General features: G+C 67.4%; 20 protein-coding genes and 1 tRNA gene. 10 read left to right on the top strand and 11 right to left on the bottom strand.

From position 1 onward, the window contains the following. Window positions 1–69 precede the first annotated feature (69 nt). The 3 genes from ACQUS7_RS03840 to ACQUS7_RS03830 all read left to right on the top strand — a co-directional run bounded on the left by ACQUS7_RS03840 (window position 70) and on the right by ACQUS7_RS03830 (window position 2,878). Window positions 70–492 (top strand): cobalamin B12-binding domain-containing protein, encoded by a 423-nt coding sequence (locus tag ACQUS7_RS03840; RefSeq protein WP_435127544.1) that lies wholly within the window; start codon window positions 70–72, stop codon window positions 490–492. Beyond that, a complete protein-coding gene (gene meaB / locus ACQUS7_RS03835) occupies window positions 489–1,736 on the top strand; it encodes a methylmalonyl Co-A mutase-associated GTPase MeaB (RefSeq protein WP_435144772.1) in 1,248 nt (415 codons plus the stop codon). The genes ACQUS7_RS03840 and meaB overlap by 4 nt, the downstream gene beginning before the upstream one ends. Window positions 1,737–1,810: 74 nt before the next feature. Then, a complete protein-coding gene (locus ACQUS7_RS03830; protein WP_435144769.1) occupies window positions 1,811–2,878 on the top strand; it encodes an alpha/beta fold hydrolase in 1,068 nt (355 codons plus the stop codon). Between the two features lie 24 nt (window positions 2,879–2,902). Here the strand turns inward: ACQUS7_RS03830 and ACQUS7_RS03825 are convergent, their stop codons facing one another. From ACQUS7_RS03825 to ACQUS7_RS03790, 8 genes are all read right to left on the bottom strand, one after another. Continuing rightward, window positions 2,903–3,295 carry a Zn-ribbon domain-containing OB-fold protein gene (locus tag ACQUS7_RS03825; protein ID WP_435144767.1) on the bottom strand — a complete coding sequence of 131 codons (393 nt, stop codon included), beginning with the start codon at window positions 3,293–3,295 and terminating at the stop codon, window positions 2,903–2,905. Further along, complete coding sequence (locus tag ACQUS7_RS03820) at window positions 3,292–4,458, bottom strand: thiolase domain-containing protein (protein ID WP_435144764.1); 1,167 nt, start codon at window positions 4,456–4,458, stop codon at window positions 3,292–3,294. The genes ACQUS7_RS03825 and ACQUS7_RS03820 overlap by 4 nt, the downstream gene beginning before the upstream one ends. 168 nt (window positions 4,459–4,626) lie before the next feature. Beyond that, window positions 4,627–5,157 (bottom strand): 50S ribosomal protein L16, encoded by a 531-nt coding sequence (locus ACQUS7_RS03815; RefSeq protein WP_435127554.1) that lies wholly within the window; start codon window positions 5,155–5,157, stop codon window positions 4,627–4,629. A gap of 47 nt (window positions 5,158–5,204) precedes the next feature. Continuing rightward, a complete protein-coding gene (gene nucS, locus ACQUS7_RS03810) occupies window positions 5,205–5,996 on the bottom strand; it encodes an endonuclease NucS (protein ID WP_435144762.1) in 792 nt (263 codons plus the stop codon). A 213-nt stretch (window positions 5,997–6,209) separates the two neighbouring features. After that, window positions 6,210–6,377, bottom strand: coding sequence for a hypothetical protein (locus tag ACQUS7_RS03805; protein WP_435127558.1), 168 nt, complete (start codon window positions 6,375–6,377; stop codon window positions 6,210–6,212). 131 nt (window positions 6,378–6,508) lie between these two features. After that, on the bottom strand, window positions 6,509–6,703 hold the full coding sequence (locus ACQUS7_RS03800; protein WP_435127560.1) for a cold-shock protein: 195 nt from the start codon (window positions 6,701–6,703) through the stop codon (window positions 6,509–6,511). 309 nt (window positions 6,704–7,012) lie between these two features. Continuing rightward, complete coding sequence (locus ACQUS7_RS03795) at window positions 7,013–7,207, bottom strand: cold-shock protein (protein WP_435127562.1); 195 nt, start codon at window positions 7,205–7,207, stop codon at window positions 7,013–7,015. A gap of 111 nt (window positions 7,208–7,318) precedes the next feature. Next, the gene (locus ACQUS7_RS03790; protein ID WP_435144757.1) at window positions 7,319–7,561 is read right to left on the bottom strand and encodes a PRC-barrel domain containing protein; all 243 of its coding nucleotides are present in this window, start codon (window positions 7,559–7,561) and stop codon (window positions 7,319–7,321) included. Between the two features lie 98 nt (window positions 7,562–7,659). Between ACQUS7_RS03790 and serB the strand changes: the two genes are divergently transcribed. Beyond that, window positions 7,660–8,292, top strand: coding sequence for a phosphoserine phosphatase SerB (gene serB, locus ACQUS7_RS03785; protein WP_435127566.1), 633 nt, complete (start codon window positions 7,660–7,662; stop codon window positions 8,290–8,292). 59 nt (window positions 8,293–8,351) lie between these two features. Here serB and ACQUS7_RS03780 read toward each other — a convergent pair whose 3' ends face one another. The 3 genes from ACQUS7_RS03780 to ACQUS7_RS03770 all read right to left on the bottom strand — a co-directional run bounded on the left by ACQUS7_RS03780 (window position 8,352) and on the right by ACQUS7_RS03770 (window position 9,424). Then, complete coding sequence (locus ACQUS7_RS03780; protein WP_435144753.1) at window positions 8,352–8,477, bottom strand: hypothetical protein; 126 nt, start codon at window positions 8,475–8,477, stop codon at window positions 8,352–8,354. Between the two features lie 238 nt (window positions 8,478–8,715). Next, a tRNA-Phe gene (locus ACQUS7_RS03775) sits at window positions 8,716–8,789 on the bottom strand. Window positions 8,790–8,842: 53 nt separating this feature from the next. Beyond that, window positions 8,843–9,424, bottom strand: a complete 582-nt coding sequence (locus ACQUS7_RS03770; protein ID WP_435127570.1) for a hypothetical protein — start codon at window positions 9,422–9,424, stop codon at window positions 8,843–8,845. A 261-nt stretch (window positions 9,425–9,685) separates the two neighbouring features. Here ACQUS7_RS03770 and ACQUS7_RS03765 point away from each other — a divergent pair, with 261 nt between their 5' ends. From ACQUS7_RS03765 to ACQUS7_RS03740, 6 genes are read left to right on the top strand one after another with little or no spacing between them, the layout of a single operon-like run. After that, on the top strand, window positions 9,686–12,601 hold the full coding sequence (locus ACQUS7_RS03765) for a GtrA family protein (RefSeq protein ID WP_435144750.1): 2,916 nt from the start codon (window positions 9,686–9,688) through the stop codon (window positions 12,599–12,601). Further along, entirely contained in the window at window positions 12,601–13,194 is a 594-nt protein-coding gene (locus ACQUS7_RS03760; protein ID WP_435144747.1) for a 2'-5' RNA ligase family protein, read from the top strand. The genes ACQUS7_RS03765 and ACQUS7_RS03760 overlap by 1 nt, the downstream gene beginning before the upstream one ends. After that, on the top strand, window positions 13,191–13,868 hold the full coding sequence (gene araD / locus ACQUS7_RS03755; protein WP_435144744.1) for an L-ribulose-5-phosphate 4-epimerase AraD: 678 nt from the start codon (window positions 13,191–13,193) through the stop codon (window positions 13,866–13,868). Before ACQUS7_RS03760 ends, araD begins: the two co-directional genes overlap by 4 nt. Beyond that, on the top strand, window positions 13,865–14,698 hold the full coding sequence (locus ACQUS7_RS03750; RefSeq protein WP_435144742.1) for an NTP transferase domain-containing protein: 834 nt from the start codon (window positions 13,865–13,867) through the stop codon (window positions 14,696–14,698). Before araD ends, ACQUS7_RS03750 begins: the two co-directional genes overlap by 4 nt. After that, window positions 14,691–15,398, top strand: coding sequence for a glycosyltransferase family 2 protein (locus tag ACQUS7_RS03745; protein WP_435144739.1), 708 nt, complete (start codon window positions 14,691–14,693; stop codon window positions 15,396–15,398). Before ACQUS7_RS03750 ends, ACQUS7_RS03745 begins: the two co-directional genes overlap by 8 nt. Next, a complete protein-coding gene (locus ACQUS7_RS03740; protein ID WP_435144737.1) occupies window positions 15,395–15,997 on the top strand; it encodes a hypothetical protein in 603 nt (200 codons plus the stop codon). Before ACQUS7_RS03745 ends, ACQUS7_RS03740 begins: the two co-directional genes overlap by 4 nt. The last annotated feature ends 19 nt before the right edge of the window (window positions 15,998–16,016 follow it).

The raw sequence follows: 16,016 nt of genomic DNA, 5'->3' as shown, positions 1-16,016 counted from the left end.
TACGGCGTCGCCCCCGGTCTGTTCCGAACGTCCGTTAGAGTCAACAGTCCCCGCAGCGAATCCGGTGGTATGAGCACGCAGGAACAGGAGGAGCGGACCATCCGCTGTCTCATCGCGAAGGTCGGGCTCGACGGCCACGACCGCGGCGCACACGTCATCTCGCGGGCGTTCCGCGACGCCGGATTCGAAGTCATTTACTCCGGGCTGCACCGCGCGCCCGACGAAATCGTGCAGGCCGCCGTCCAGGAGGACGTCGACGTCCTCGGCATCTCCATCCTGTCGGGGGCGCACAAGACGCTGGTCCCGAAGGTCGTCTCGGGGCTCAAAGAGTACGACGCCTTCGAGGACACCCTGATTCTGGTCGGCGGCATCATCCCGGACGACGACCGCGAGGAACTGCTGGAGATGGGCGTCGCCGCCGTGTTCGGCCCGGGGACGCCGATGGAGGAGACGATCGAGTTCGTCCGCGACAACGTCCCCGAACGGGCATGACCGACCGGGACGACGCCGCGGGAGACGGCGCGGCAGACGGCACAGTCGACGGTGCGGCCGGAGGCGACGCAGCGACGGACGGGTCGGGGACCAGCGGGGTAGCGGCGGGGAGCGGCGACGCGAACGCGGCGCTCGTCGACGACCTGCTGGCCGGGAAGCACCGGGCGCTGGCGCGCGTCATCTCGAAGATCGAGGACCGCAGCCCGGGGTACCGCGACATCGTGTCGTCGCTGCACCGCCACACCGGCGACGCGTCGGTGCTCGGCGTCACCGGGTCGCCGGGCGCCGGGAAGTCGACGCTGGTCGACAAGCTCGCGAAGCGGTACCGCGACCGCGGCGAGACGGTCGGCGTCATCGCGGTCGACCCGTCGTCGCCGTACTCCGGCGGCGCCGTCCTCGGCGACCGCATCAGGATGGCGTCGAACGTCGGCGACATGGACGTGTTCGTCCGGTCGATGTCGGCGCGCGGCACGCTCGGCGGCCTCTCCACCGCGACCGCGGACGCCGTGAAGGCGCTCGACGCGTTCGGGAAGGACCGCATCATCATCGAGACGGTCGGCGCCGGCCAGAACGAAGTCGACATCGTCCGGACCGCCGACACGGTCTGCGTGCTCGTCCAGCCCGGCAGCGGCGACGACGTCCAGATGCTGAAAGCCGGCATCCTCGAAATCGGCGACGTGTTCGTCGTCAACAAGGCCGACATGGAGGGCGCAGAGCGCACAGTCGCGGAGCTGGAGGAGATGATTCACATGCGGCAGAACCCCGCGAAGAACCTCGACACCGGTCACCACGGCCCGGTCGACGGTGCCGAGATGGACGCGGTCGCCATCGACGGCGCCGACGACGAGGACGGCGAGGCCGCGGAGCCGTGGACGCCGCCGGTCGTCGAAACCGTCGCGACGGGCGGCGAGGGCGTCGACGACCTGCTGGACGCGCTCGCCGACCACCGCGAGTGGCTCGTCGAGACGGACGCGCTCGCCGACAAGGAGCGGACGCGGTACGCCGCCGAAATCCGGCAGCTGCTCCGCTCGGACGCCGCCGACCTGCTCGAAGACGAACTCGACGCGCGCGGCGGCGTCGACGACCTCGCCGAACGGGTCCGGAGCCGCGACACCGACCCGTACAGCGTCGCCGCCGACGTCCTCGAACCGCTCCGCGACTGCGTCCGCGACCGCCGCGCCGACCGCGCCGGCAACGACGCCGGCAACGACGGGGACAGTCGCGTCGACAGCGACGACGCCTGACTCCGCGGCGGTCGGGCCCGCGGCGTCGAAGGGCCGCCACGCGAACTAAGTTCTCGGCGACCGAACTCGGCACCATGAGTCTCGGTTCTGCGCTCCGAACAGTCGGGAAGTACGCGGCGCTCGGCGTCGCGGGCGCGGTCGGCACCGCGGCGGCAACGTCCGCGCTCCGCGCGAAGGCGGGCGAACTCGAGCCGGCGCTGGACGGGACGCAGCACGCCTACCGGTGGCGCGGCATGGACGTCGCGTACACGGAGGCGGGCGACGACGCCGACGAGACGCTGGTGTTGGTCCACGGCGTCAACGCCGCGGCGTCGTCGGGCGAGTGGCGCGCCGTCTTCGACCGCCTCGCCGAGGAGTTCCACGTCGTCGCGCCGGACCTCCCCGGGTTCGGCTGCTCGGACCGGCCGGCGCTGCGCTACTCCGCGGCGCTGTACGAGGACTTCGTCGCGGACTTCCTCGGCGAGTACGAGTCGCCGCGCGTCGTCGCGTCGTCGCTCACCGGCGCGTACGTCGCCGCCGCGGCGAGCGACGCCGCGGACGACCCCGAGTCCGACCTGGACGTCGCCGACCTGTCGCTGGTCTGCCCGACCGCGGTCGCGGGGCCGGAGCCGCCGAAGACGTGGCTGCGCGAACTGCTCCGGTCGCCCGTCGTCGGCGACGCCGCGTTCTCGCTGCTCGCGAGCAAGCCGTCGATTCGGTACTTCAACGAGGACCACGGCTACTGGAACCCCGAGCGCGTCGGCGAGCGGTGGGTTGACTATGAGTGGCGGACGGCCCACCAGCCGAACGCCCGGTTCGCGCCGGCGTCGTTCGTCTCCGGCCACCTGAACAGCGACGTCGACCTCGGCGACGCGCTCGCCGGCCTCGACTGCCCCGTGACGCTGCTGTGGGGCCGGGAGGCCGACCTCCCGCCGCTCGCCGACGGCCGCGACCTCGCGGCGGCCGCCGACGCGGAACTGGTCGTGTTCGACGAGGCGATGCTGCTGCCCCACGTCGAGTTCCCCGCGCAGTTCGCCGCCGTCGTCGCCGACGAGGTAGACGCCGGCGGCGACGAGGCGGACGCGGAACGCGGCGACGAAACGACCGTCACGGTCGAACGCGACGGCGACGACGGCGACGCCGCCGGCGACGCAGACGCCTGACCCGCGGGAACCGGCCGGAGTCGGCTACGCCGGCCGGAAGACGACGAGGGCACGTCCGGAGCCGTCGTGGTCGGCGGCGTCGACCGTGACCCGCTGGCCGATTTCGACGTCGGCGGCGTCGACGCCGCGGACGACGCCGGTGAGCCGCACCGGGCCGAACTCGACGACGGCGGTGACGTACGGGACGTCGTCGGCGAACGCCGGCGCCGCGACGTGCTGTTCGGTGAACGTCTCGACCGCGCCGGTTTCGGGGAGGTCGCGCTCCGTCAGGTCGTCGCTGCCGCACTCCGGGCAGACGCGCCGCGGCGGCAGCGACCCGTGGCCGTCGGGGCACGCGAGGTAGTAGCCGCCGTCGCCGAGCGACGCCACCCACTCGTCGTAGCCGGTGTCCGTCGGCGGCGCCGCGTCGCCGCTCATTCCGCCACCTCCAGGACGTGAACGACCGCGGAGGCGACGGTGCCGCCGGCATTGTGCGTCACGCCGACCTCCGCGTCCGCGACGGCGTCGCTGTTCGGGTGGTCGCCGCGGAGCAGCCGCGTCAGCTCCGCGAGCTGGGAGCCGCCGGTGGCGCCGACCGGGTGCCCTTTCGCCTTCAGGCCGCCCGAGAGGTTCACCGGCAGGTCACCGTCGCGGGTCGTCTCGCCGCGCCGCGCCGCGCCGACGCCGTCGCCGGGGTCGTAGAAGCCGAGCGCCTCCAGCGCCAGCGCCTCCGCGATGGTGAAACAGTCGTGGACCTCCGCGACGTCGACGTCGTCTGCGTCGACGCCGGCGTCCGCGTACGCCTCGGCGGCCGCGTCAGCCGCCGCCGGCGTCTGCGCCATGTCGTCGCGGTCCTGCAGCGCGGCGCGGTCGCCGCCCTGGCCGGTGCCGGTGACCGCGACCGGCGCGTCAACGTCGTTCGCGGCGGCGTACTCCTCGGACACCAGCACGAGCGCCGACGCGCCGTCCGTAATCGGGCAGGCGTCGAGGAGGTGCAGCGGCGACGCGACCGGCGGGGAGTCGAGCGCGTCCTCGACGGTGATTTCGCGCTGGTACTGCGCGTACTCGTTCGGCACCGCGTTCGCGTGGTTCTTCACGGCGATGGCGGCGAGGTCCTCGCGGCTCCCGCCGTACTGCTCGAAGTAGCGGCGCGCCATCAGCGCGTACGCGCCGGGGAACGTCACGCCGGCGCGCACCTCGAACAGTTCGTCGGCGGCGACCGCGAGCGACTCCGTCACCTCCGGCGTCGACAGGTTCGTCATCCGCTCCATGCCGCCGGCGAGCAGCACGTCGGCCTCGCCCGACCGGATGGCGCGGACCGCCTCGCGGACGGCGACGCCCGCGGAGGCGCACGCCTCCTCGTACCGCGTCCCGGCGCACTGCAGCCCCGCGGCCTCCGCCATCAGCGGCGCCTGGTGCCCCTGCCGCTCCGCGAGCGCCCCCATGAAGTTCCCGTAGTTCAGGTGTTCGACGTCCGTCCGAGGGACTTCTGCGTCGTCGAGCGCGGCGAGGGCCGCCTCAGCGAACAGGTCGCGGCCGGTCCGGCCGTCGTGTTCGCCGAACGGCGTCAGTCCCACGCCGGCGACGCGGACTCCAGTCATGGCTACGTCTGGAGCCGCGTCGGTGAAAATGCTGCCGGAGAACCAAGCGGGAGCGAGCGCGGCGCGTCGGGCGACGCCGGGCGACGCGGGGCCGCGCCGGGCGGCGAACGCGTCGCTGGCGGGGTCGAGGTCCGGCCGAAAATCGGCTGTCGTCGTCGCGTCCGCGGTTCAGCCGAGGAGCAGTTCCTCGCCGCGTTCGACGACGATGCGGCACGGCGGCGACAGCTTGTTGTACGCGCGGCGGAACGCCTCCTTCGCGACGTCGGCGTCCGCGACGTCGACGTACGCGGTGAAGATGGCGTCTTCGGCCTGCATCCGGGCGGCGGTGCCGACCGGCTTCCCGAACGCCTGCCGCATACCGTCGGAGACGCGGTCGGCGCCGGCGCCGGTCGCCTGCTTGTTCTCCCGGAGCACCTGGTGGGGGAACTTCCGGAGGATCATCTTGTACTCGCCCTCGCCGAGCTCCTTGATGAGGTGGCGGTTCGCGGACAGGCGCGCGGATTCGAGCGCACCGTGGCGGAGCTGGACGGACTCCTCGGTGCGCAGCGAGATCTGGACCGGGTAGTCGTCGGCGTCCGCCTGCAGGTCGCCCATGTTGTGCTGTGCGATCTTGGAGCCCGGAATCCCCGTGATGTACTCCCGTCGCGTGTACGACGGCTTTTCGATGTTCCGGTACATCGAGGCAGGTTTGTCTGACATGGTTACTTAGCGGGAACGACGGCGGTGGCGCGAATAAAGCCTACGTTTTACTCGCCGGTTCCGCCCGGTTCGCCGCCCGGAGCGGCCGGGGACTCCGCTCCGCCCCGCCCGCTCGGCGGTTCGCTGGGCGGCTCGGCGGCGACGTGGTCCAGCTGCTCGTCCGCGAGCAGTTCCGCCGCCCGGTCGGTCACGGACGGCGCGACCAGCACGCCGCGAACCGTCGTTCCGTCCGGCTCCTCGCGGCCGACGGCGCTGACGTACCGCGACAGCTGCCCGACCGCGTCCGGGCCGACCCGACGCCGCTTCAGCTCCACCACGACCGGGTTGCCGTCGGCGTCGCGGCCGAACACGTCCACCGGGCCGGCGTCCGTCTCCCGCTCGGTTTCGAGCGGCTCGAACCCCGGCTCCACCAGCGACGGCTCGTCGAGGACGCGGGCTTTCAGGTCCGCCTCCGTGCCGGCGACGTCGACGGCGCGGCCGCCGGTCACGTCGTACGCGGCGACGTGCTGGACGTCCGAGAACCGGACGTCGAGCGTCTCGTCGGGGGTGCTTCGGACGCTCCGAACGCGGAGCCGGCCGTCGCGGACCGCGGCGCGGTGCTCACAGCCCGGCGGCTGCCAGTTCACCGGCTTCCGCCCCTCGTCGGTGTGGACCAGCGCGGTCCCGTCCGGCTTCAGGACGACGAGCCGCGCGCCGGCGCCGAGCGACGAGGCGGCGCGGCCCTCGTAGTCGACGGTGCAGACCCCGAACACCGAGACGAGGTCGCCGCGGTCGAAGGCGGCCTCCAGCTCCCACAGCGTCTCGCGGTGACCCGGGTCGTGCAGCGTCGTCACGTTCACGTCGCCCGGTTCGCGCCGCCGCCGGATAAGCGACGCGCCGGACGAATCCGGGACACCTCCAGAACCCCGTGAGGACATCGGCCTTGACGACCCCGGGCGCCGCTGCTGGAGAGGTCAGTTCACCGAAAACGGACGCAGCCGGCAGCCGCGGCACAGCCGTCGTGTCTGTCCGGTTACGCGTCGTCCAGCGGGCGAGTCTCCGCGGCCGTCCGGCTACCGGTTCCGGCCGCTCCGGCTGTTCGCGATGTGCGCCTCCATCGAGAGACTCCGCGCCCCGCGCTGGGGAGCGAGCAGCCGCTCGGTGGCGACGGCGTGCAGTTTGCGGGCGATGCGTTCGATGCGGTCGCGGACGTGGCGTCCGCGGGTCACGAGAGATCCCATGTGAAACATAGTCATAGGGGTAGCGCAATAACGTTGTCGGCGGTGTGCGTCAGAGCGCCACGGCTGTTCGGTGTAGCGTCGAAAGAATGGAATCGTAGTTCAGGCGCCGACGTCGGCGCCGCGTCGCCGGTTTACAGGCGCTCGAGGTTCTTCGCGCGAGGGCCCTTCGGGGCGTCCTCGATCTCGAACTCGACCTCCTGCCCTTCCTCGAGGTCCGGACCGCCGATGTCTTCCATGTGGAAGAACACGTCGTCGTCCGCGTCGTCAGTCTCGATGAAACCGTAGCCGCCAGTGTCGTTGAAGAAGTCGACCTTCCCAGTTGCCATGTCCGTACAAAGTCGGTATTGACGTATAACCCTTCCGGGACACGGCTCGACGCGAGAACCGTTCACAGCCGTCGAGCCGACACCCGCCGCAGTCACGCGGTTTCTGCGTCACACCCGCGTCGACGCGGACCGCTCTGGTTCGCGTCCGACCGGTGCAAGTCGTCCGGCCGATGCACGCCGACCGACCTGCCGGTCGCTGACGCTCCTCGTGACTTCGGTGTTCCCACGTCCAGCCGCTCCGCTGGTCGGTGGTGAAAAGCGTGAAAATGTCGCCGCTCCTAACGGAGCCGCGTAGTTACTGAGAGTGCCTTACAGGCGTTCGAGATTCGTCGCGCGCGGGCCCTTGTCGGCCTGCTCGATATCGAACTCGACTTCCTGCCCTTCCTCGAGGTCCGGACCGCCGATGTCTTCCATGTGGAAGAACACGTCGTCGTCCGCGTCGTCAGTCTCGATGAAGCCGTAACCGCCAGTGTCGTTGAAGAAATCAACGGAACCTTTCGCCATTGCAACTCAACACAGTGGCGGGGGAGGGATAACACTTCCGCGTGACGCCATACCACAACACGAACCCGGACCGAGAATCGGCGAATCCGCCGGAATCGGTGCGGAGCGCCCTCAGAGGATGTCGTCGCGCAGGTGAACCTGACCGTTTCGGACGTCGGTCACCAGCGACTCGTCGAGCGTCTGGTGTTCGTCGTCGGGGTCCCACCCCAGCTCCGCTCGGAGTTCGTCGTGGACGTGGTTCCACTGCGGGTCGACGGTCGCGGTGTCCCCGCGGACGTCGGTGACGACGCCGATGCGCTCGGTTTCGTGGACCACCTGCTTCCCGCGGTCCTCGTCGGTGAGTTGCTCGGTCATACGGTCGGTCGATGTGTCCGGCACCCGGAAAACGCCGATGGCCGTCCGGATCCCGCGGGGCCACAACGGTTAGAACGCCGCTCGCTGTACGACGACACATGCTCGTCGCGTTCGATTTCGACGGAACGCTGTCGGATGCAGAGCTCTCGATGCTCCTCGCCGAAGAGAAAGGGGTCGCCCGCGAGGTCGCGGGCATCGTCACCCGCGCGACGAACGGCGACGTGGACTACGCCGAGAGCCTGCGCGACCGCGCCGACCTGCTCGAAGGGCTCCCGGAGGAGCAGGCGCACGCCGCGTTCAACCGCAGCCGACTCCGCCCCGGAGCCGCCGAGATGCTCTCGGACCTCCGCGACGACGGCCACCACGTCGCCATCATCACCGGCGGCTTCGAACGAGGCGTCCGCGCCGCGCTCGACGACGCCGGCGTCGACGTCGACACGCTCGTCGCGAACCGGCTGCCGACCGAGAACGGCGCGCTGACCGGCGACGTCGAAGGGGAGCTGCTCGACCGCGGTAAGGATGACGTCCTCGAAGAGATCGCCGTCGAACAGGACGTCCCGCTCGCGGAGACCATCGCCGTCGGCGACGGCAGCAGCGACCTCCCGATGCTCCAAACCGCCACGGAAGGCATCGGCTTCCGTCCCGCCCCGATTGTCCGCCAGGAAGCCGACACCGTTCTCGCCTCTATCCAGAACCTCCACCTCCGCCTCGCCGAACACGACATCGCCTGACAGGCCACCACCCTTTCGGCACCGCCCGCGACGTTCAGCCGCCCCACTCTACTGACCCGCTACGCGCCCAGCCAGCGCCCGACGGTTCCGGCGACGAGCACCAGCGCGCCCGTGATGAACGTCCCTGGAACCGGAGTGACGAACAGCAGCGCACCGAACACCAGAACCGCGGTTGAGGTCTTCACGGGAACAGACGAAACGCTCGCTACGGGTATGGCTGGTGGCCACGCACAGGCACTCTCCACGGCCCGGTCGATCCCGCTCCCGGCGAGGTACCATCCGAATCGACGTCTCCGATTCGAGCACGGAAGACGACCTCGCTCCGCTCGGCCGCGACACGTCTACTCAAATCGGGTCGGGGTCGCAGATTCCGGCCGACCGCTCACTCGCTACGCTCGCGCCCGTTTGTCGGCCGGAGAAGTATGCCGCCTCCCCGATTTGAACGGGGGACAGCTCGATCTTCAGTCGAGTGCTCTCCCAGTCTGAGCTAAGGCGGCGCACTTCGAAGAACCCCGGTAAAGGAAAAAAGGATTTCGAAACCGCGGCGGCGTCAGGCGACGTCGCGGCGCTGCTTGAACGTCATCGTTTTCTCGGCGGACTGGACGGTCGTCAGAATCGTGATCCAGCCGTCGTTCTGCTTCACCGAGAACGCCTCGGAGTACGAGAGTTTCACGCGCTGCGTCTCGGTGGTGGACGCCCCGGCCTGGAGTTTGCCGATGGGTTCTTTTCCTTCCCACACCATCGACCCCTGCTTCGTCGTGTTGCCGGCGTAGATGCGCGTGTAGACGGTGACGTCTTGGGCCGTTTCGTTACGGTTGTTCGTCAGTTCCACGGTGACGTCGCGGCACGTCTGCCCGCACTTGTCTATCGTTTCGACCGTGAAGTAGTACGCCGGGAGCTGCTTCTCGCCGCCGCTTTCGCCGGTGGCCGTGGTGGTGCCGCTGCCGCCGCCTCCGCCGCCGCTGCTGCCGCTCCCCGGTGTCGGCGTCGGCGTCGCGGTCGGGAACTCCTCGATGCTGGACTCCTCGTCGCCGCCGAACGGTCCGACGCCGGCGACGAACGCCGCGGCCGCCCCGCCGGCGACGACCACCAGCGCGACGACCGCCACGGCGCCGAGCCGCTTCACGTTCATGTCGCACTCCCCCCGGTGTGTGCCCTCATCACCGATTCGTAGTTCACAGGGGGAAATAGAACTGGCGCATATAGAGTCAGATATCTGTCAGGTAGTCGTTGGCCCGACCGACTCTTGGGTCGTCCCCCGTTATACCGTATTGGTTCGCGGTCGCTCTCGGAATGACGACCAGTGCGAGGCCTGTCACTTTCCCTCTACTGCATTATCGAATTTGATATGCTGGCGAAAGGCTTACGAACTGCGCTGGATATCTTAGCTGTAATGGCTACCAGGAGTCTCATCGAGGAGCACAGAGTCCCTTTCGTCCGATTCTGTCTCGTCGGTGGAGTTGCGACTATCCTCAACTACTCCGCGTTCTTCGCGCTGTTCCAGTTCCTGAACGTCCACTACCTGATTTCGTCCGGGACTGGCTATCTACTCGGCGTCGCCTTCGGGTTCTACTTCAACAAGACGTACACGTTCGAGAACGGGGGGACCGAGTACTACGGCGAAGCAGCCCGGTACCTCGCCCTGTACGTCGCGTCCCTGTTCATGGGGCTCGCACTTCTCCGCGGCCTCGTTACCGTCGGCGTGCCCGTACTGCTCGCGAACGTCGTCATCATCGGGTTCACGACGATGACGAACTACCTGGGGAGCAAGTACGTCGTCTTTTCGTCCGTGGACCTGCGCGGAACTGTCGACTACTACCGCTACCGGTTCCGGTACCTGTTGAGGTACATCCTCATCGGCGTCGGTGCGCTGGCGCTCGAAATCACCGTCATCGCCGTACTCAGCGGGGTTTCACCGTACCAGTGGGGGAACACGGTGTTCGGGTTCGCTCTCGGGATGGTGTTCAGCTACGTCCTGAACGCCTGGTTCAACTTCGACGTCTCCGAAAACCGGAACTTCCGGACGTTCCAGATATTCGCCGCCATCTCCAGCTTCGCGTTTCTCCTCAACGTCCTCCTCATCGAACTGCTGTTCCAGCAGTTCTCCCAGCAGTACGGGCTGATGCGGTTCGCGAGCGCGGCTTGCATCTTCCTCGTCTCGTACTCGCTTCACACCCGGTACACGTTCGACACCAAGCAGGTCGGACTCGCCGTCTACCTCTCCGAGACGGAGGACGTCGACCAGATCAAGTCGACCGTCGACACCCGGCCCGACTTCATCCACCTCGATCTGGTCGACGAGACGTACAACGAGAACGCCGACCCCGTCGACCTCGAGGTGCTCGACGAGGTCGACGCGGCGTTCCCGGACACGAAGCGGATGGTCCACATCATGTCCGAGCATCCGCGCAACTGGGCCGAGCAGCTCGTCGACGACGTCGACGCGGTGATTTTCCACCCCGAAGGCGACGACGAGGAAATCGGAGCGCTTCTCGACTACTGCAGGGACCACGGATGCGACGCCGGACTCAGCGTCTCGTACGACGCGCCGATCGAGTCGATGGAACAGCACCTCCACGACGTCGACGTCGTCCAGGTGCTCGGCATCGAACGGCCGGGCGTCTCGGGGCAAGGGATGGCATCGGAGGCGCTCGAAACCGTCGAGCGGCTCTCGGAAGCGAGCCGCGACGGCTACGACTTCGAGGTGTGCTTCGACGGCGGCGTGAAACGCTCTAACGTCCACAAGATCGACGCCGACTACGTGGTGTCCGCCTCCGCGGTCCTGAAGGCCGAGAACCCGAAGCAAGCACTATACGACCTGAAGACGAACGCCCGGTACTACTCAAACGTGAACGAGGACTTCAAGCGCCACCTGACGAAGGGAATCGGAAACTGCATCACGTCCCTCGACTTCGTCGAGTCGGGGACGCTGGTCGGTTCGTTCGTCGAGGCGGACGACGTCAACGAGATGAGCGACGTCGACATCGTCGTCATCGTCGACGAACTCACCGAGTCGAAGTACGACGCGGTCGTCGAGGAGTTCAGCGCGCTGAAAAACCAGATCGAGGTCGACTACGGATACGACGTCGAGTTGAACACCACGTTCGGCCCGCTGAAGTTCGACGAGGACGGAAACCTCGTGTTCCACCTGATGGTGTACGACCGGGAGGGGCACGAGCGCCACTGCCGCCGAAGCCCGTTCACCTGCCTCGCCTGGCAGCACTCGGATACGTACTTCAAACGGCCGATGACGGACATCGCTCGCGTGCCGACGCTGCAGCCGAACCACTTCTTCACGATGCGGCGCAGCATCTCCGACTACCTGACGGACCTCAACCGCGAGACCGTCTCCTACCGCGAGTACGAGTTCGACGACGGCCCGCAGATGGTGCAGCGTGAAAAGGAGATGACGGACAAGGACCGGTTCGAGTTCTCCTATCACATCATGAAGTTCTCGATGATGAACTTCCTGAAGCTCTACCGCCAGGAGAACGTCCACTACGACCTCACCGAAACCGTCGACCGGTACTTCTCGGTGTTCCCGAAGCGGGAGGACGAACACACCGAACACCTCCTCGAACTACAGCAGATGAAGTACGACAACGAGTACCCCGAGTGGACGGACGAACACAGCGACGCGATTCGGGCGTTCCTGGAGGACTTCGAACAGCAGTTCGAGTCGTACTTCGCGGACGCGACGACCGTCCAGCTGCTGCGGCACGAGGAGACGGACCTGAACCGCGACGAGCAGACGTTCCTCGGCCAGGGACGCGATCCGAGTGTGGCCGGCTCGGTCGACGTTCCCGACTCGCTGTCGGACGTCGACGCCGTCTACACCAGCCCGCTCGCACGCTCGTACGAGACTGCGTCCGCTCTGAAGCGGGAACTCGGCCTGACGAAGGTCGTCGTCGACGACAGGCTCGCCGAGATCGACTACGGCGAGGCGGAGGGACTGACCTACGAGGAACTGGAACGGGGGTACCCCGAACTCGTCGACCAGTGGGACGACAACGAGGACCCGAACTTCCCCGGCGGGGAGAACACCCGTGACGTGCTCGACCGGGTCTCGGAGTTCCTCGACGAGGTGGAGTACGGCGACGACGACGCGGCGGTCGTCACCCACAACGTCGTACTCCGCTGCATCCTGGGGAGCGAGTACGACGTCCCGATGTGGCAGTGGCACGAAATCGTCGTTCCACACAACGAGCCGCTGGAGCTGCTGTACGCCGAAAACGGGAACCGATACATCAATCTCACGCAGGAGCAGGTCGAGACCTGCTTCCGGAACGTCGACTTCACGGCTCACTGATGACGGAATACGTCGTGGCGCTCACGCCCGGGCCGCGCGCGCGAGACGCCGTCACCGAACTGAAATCCAGGCTGCGAACAGCGGTCGGCGACCAGCAGTACCTCGACGACGAGCCGCACGTCACGCTGTACGTCGGCGACCTCGCCGTCGACTCCGCGGAGGACCTCGCCGTGCCGCGCCCGGACGACCCGACGTTCGAGATTTCCGGCTGGGAGGTGTTCCGGGACGACGACGTCACCGGGAACCACACGCTCGTCTGCAAGATTCTCTCAGCGGGACTCGGGAAGTATCAGCAGCGAGTCGCCGGTCAGATGGCGGACCACCGGCGACGAACCATGATTGACCGGTATCGGGACGCATACGACGACTTCGACCCGCAGCGACGCGAGAACCTTTCGACGTACGGCTTCCCGTTCGTGGGGGACGGCTGGAAGCCGCACCTCACCATCGCGTCCATCGACCCCGACGACTTCGACGAGGCGTGGTCGGTGCTCGAGGGCGACGCGCCCGTCGGAACCTACGAATTCGACGCGGTGACCGTGTACGAACTCGTCGATGGAGATTTACGTGAACGGGTGAGACGAAGCGTATGAAAGACCGGCTGAGACAGCGGTTGGTCACGGCCAACAGGCGGCTCTCCGAACGCGGCCTCGTCATGTTGACGTGGGGGAACGTCAGCTGCAGAGACGGGGACGTCTTCGGAATCACGCCATCGGGCATCCCGTACGACGAACTCGAACCGGAGGACGTCGTTCTGCTGGACATGGACGGCGACGTCGTGGAGGGGGACAAGAAGCCGAGCAGCGACACGCCGACGCACCTCGAACTGTACCGGGAACTCGACGTCGACGCAATCGTTCACACGCACTCGACGCACGCGACGATGTTCGCACAGGCGACGAAGCCCATCGACTGTCTCGGAACGACCCACGCCGACCACTTCTGCGGCTCCGTACCGGTGACTCGGTACCTCGACGAGTCGGAGATGGACGAGTACGAACGCAACACCGGGAGAGTGATCGTCGAACTGTTCGAGGACAGAGACCCCGCGGCGATTCCGGGCGCGCTCGTCGCCGGACACGCCCCGTTCGTCTGGGGAGAGTCGGTCGACGCTGCCGTCGAGAACGCCGCGGTCCTGGAGGAGGTCGCGCGCATGAACCTCGGAACGCTGCGGCTCGACCCCGACACCGAAGGGCTCCCGAGCCAGATTCGCGAGAAACACTACCAGCGCAAGCACGGAAGCGACGCGTACTACGGCCAGCAATGACTGTCAACGTCATCCCGATGGCGGGGCTGGGAAGCCGATTTTCGACGGAGGGGTATCTGCTCCCGAAGCCGCTGATTCCGGTCTCCGGCGAGCCGATGATTCGGAGGGTCGTCGAGGACCTCCCGGACGCCGACAAGTGGGTGTTCGTGGTTCGAGCCGAGCATGTCGACGACTACGGGATCGATTCGCTGCTCGAATCGACAGTGGAGGACGCCGAGGTCGTGACGGTGTCGGAGACGACCGAGGGGCAGGTCTGCACCGCGATGCTCGCCGAGCCGCACCTCGACCCTGACGAAGACGTGCTGATCGCGGCCTGTGACCACGGCCTGCAGTACGACGAACGCGAGTACCGGGAGCTCCGGTCGCGCGAAGACGTCGACGCGGTCGTCTGGACGTTCACCGAGCAGCGCGCGCTCGAACAGCACCCCGAGTCGTGGGGCTGGTGTGCGGTCCGAGAGGACGGAGAAACCGTCGATTCCGTCTCGGTCAAGACGCCGATCTCGTCGAGCCCGTACGACGACCACGCGGTCACGGGCGCGTTTTACTTCGACCGTGCGGAGGACTTCATCGAGGCGGCGACGTCGATGGTCGAGGCGGACCACCGGGTGAACGGCGAGTTTTACGCTGACACGCTCCCGGTGTTCCTGAACCGCATGGGGAAGCGGAGCGTCGTCTTCGACGTCGACCTGTACATCAGTTGGGGGACGCCGGACAACCTGTACCGCTACGAGGAACTGGAGTACCTGTGCCGGAACGCTCCGGCGTCGGCGCAGCGAATCGACGAACTCACGGACAACCCGGCTCGATGGAGGGAGTACTTCGATGACTGACCTCTCCGTCGTCGTCCCGTGCTACAACGAGGAGAAGAACTTGCCGCTCATCGTGGACCGCTTCTCCGAGATCCTCGCCGACGACATCTCGGTCCAGGTGCGGCTCGTCGACAACGGCAGTTCGGACGGCTCCGCCGCCGTGATGGAGGAGCTGTCGGCGGACAACGACTTCCTCCGAATCACCACCGTCGAGGAGAACCGCGGCTACGGCTACGGCATCTGGCGTGGACTGAGCGATGCGGACGGCGAGTTCGTCTGCTGGACGCACGCCGATATGCAGACCGACCCTGCAGACACCGTCCGCGCGTACCGGCTGGCCCAAGAGCAGCCGGACCCGACGTCGTGCTACGTGAAAGGCGACCGGAAGGGGCGGCCGTTCGTCGACACGTTCTTCACGCGAGGCATGTCCCTGTTCGAGACGGTGTTGATGGGGACGCGACTCCGGGATATCAACGCACAGCCGAACCTGTTCCACCGGAGCCTCCTCGAGGAGGTGGACGACCCGCCGGACGGGTTTTCGTTCGACCTGTACTTCTACTACACCGCGAAGCAACTCGGCTACGACGTCGTCCGGTTCGACGTCGAGTTCCCCGAGCGCGTCCACGGTGAGTCGAACTGGAACACGAGCCTCCGCGGGAAGTGGAACCTGATAAAGCGGACCGTTGCGTACAGCTGGGAACTGAAGCGGAGGTCGAAATGACTGTCATCGCTCACCGCGTCAACACCGTCGAGGAACTGCAGGCGCTGCCGCCGGAGTACGGGGTCGAAATCGACGTGCGAGCCTATCGGGACCGGCTCGTGTTAACCCACGACCCCTACGAGGACGCCGAACCTCTCGACGAGTACCTCGCCGCGATGGGGGACAGATTCGTCGTGTTCAACATCAAGGAGTCCGGCATCGAAGACGACGTCCGGAGGCTCGCTTCGCGTCACGGCGTCTCCGAGTACTTCCTGCTCGACGTGGAGTTTCCGTACATCTACGCGTCGACCCGCCAGTCGGAGTTCAGCAGCGTCGCGATACGGTTCTCCGAGGCCGAACCGCTCGAAATCGCGCTCGAAAACCAGGGATACGTGGACTGGGTGTGGGTCGACACGAACACGATGCTGCCGCTCGACGAGGAGACGTACGGTGCGCTGACGGACGCAGGGTACCGAGTCTGTCTCGTCAGCCCGGACCGTTGGGGTCGCCCCGACGACATCGAACGGTACATCGACGAACTGGACGGCTACGGTATCACGCTCGACGCCGTCATGACGTCCGCGGACAACGCCGACCGGTGGCAGCGTCACTGGTCGTGAGGAGAACGTCGCGTCCTCT

Origin of the sequence: Halobaculum sp. P14 (assembly GCF_051195155.1) — an archaeon.
Lineage (GTDB): Archaea > Halobacteriota > Halobacteria > Halobacteriales > Haloferacaceae > JBNTKA01.
The sequence above is the reverse complement of the archived record's forward strand: the minus strand, read 5'-3'. Positions and strand labels throughout refer to the sequence as shown.

Coding starts and splice junctions, on each gene's coding strand:
- ACQUS7_RS03840 (WP_435127544.1), top strand. CDS start 70: ATGAGCACGCAGGAACAGGAGGAGCGGACCATCCGCTGTCTCATCGCG.
- meaB (WP_435144772.1), top strand. CDS start 489: ATGACCGACCGGGACGACGCCGCGGGAGACGGCGCGGCAGACGGCACA.
- ACQUS7_RS03830 (WP_435144769.1), top strand. CDS start 1,811: ATGAGTCTCGGTTCTGCGCTCCGAACAGTCGGGAAGTACGCGGCGCTC.
- ACQUS7_RS03825 (WP_435144767.1), bottom strand. CDS start 3,295: ATGAGCGGCGACGCGGCGCCGCCGACGGACACCGGCTACGACGAGTGG.
- ACQUS7_RS03820 (WP_435144764.1), bottom strand. CDS start 4,458: ATGACTGGAGTCCGCGTCGCCGGCGTGGGACTGACGCCGTTCGGCGAA.
- ACQUS7_RS03815 (WP_435127554.1), bottom strand. CDS start 5,157: ATGTCAGACAAACCTGCCTCGATGTACCGGAACATCGAAAAGCCGTCG.
- ACQUS7_RS03805 (WP_435127558.1), bottom strand. CDS start 6,377: ATGGGATCTCTCGTGACCCGCGGACGCCACGTCCGCGACCGCATCGAA.
- ACQUS7_RS03800 (WP_435127560.1), bottom strand. CDS start 6,703: ATGGCAACTGGGAAGGTCGACTTCTTCAACGACACTGGCGGCTACGGT.
- ACQUS7_RS03795 (WP_435127562.1), bottom strand. CDS start 7,207: ATGGCGAAAGGTTCCGTTGATTTCTTCAACGACACTGGCGGTTACGGC.
- ACQUS7_RS03790 (WP_435144757.1), bottom strand. CDS start 7,561: ATGACCGAGCAACTCACCGACGAGGACCGCGGGAAGCAGGTGGTCCAC.
- serB (WP_435127566.1), top strand. CDS start 7,660: ATGCTCGTCGCGTTCGATTTCGACGGAACGCTGTCGGATGCAGAGCTC.
- ACQUS7_RS03770 (WP_435127570.1), bottom strand. CDS start 9,424: ATGAACGTGAAGCGGCTCGGCGCCGTGGCGGTCGTCGCGCTGGTGGTC.
- ACQUS7_RS03765 (WP_435144750.1), top strand. CDS start 9,686: ATGGCTACCAGGAGTCTCATCGAGGAGCACAGAGTCCCTTTCGTCCGA.
- ACQUS7_RS03760 (WP_435144747.1), top strand. CDS start 12,601: ATGACGGAATACGTCGTGGCGCTCACGCCCGGGCCGCGCGCGCGAGAC.
- araD (WP_435144744.1), top strand. CDS start 13,191: ATGAAAGACCGGCTGAGACAGCGGTTGGTCACGGCCAACAGGCGGCTC.
- ACQUS7_RS03750 (WP_435144742.1), top strand. CDS start 13,865: ATGACTGTCAACGTCATCCCGATGGCGGGGCTGGGAAGCCGATTTTCG.
- ACQUS7_RS03745 (WP_435144739.1), top strand. CDS start 14,691: ATGACTGACCTCTCCGTCGTCGTCCCGTGCTACAACGAGGAGAAGAAC.
- ACQUS7_RS03740 (WP_435144737.1), top strand. CDS start 15,395: ATGACTGTCATCGCTCACCGCGTCAACACCGTCGAGGAACTGCAGGCG.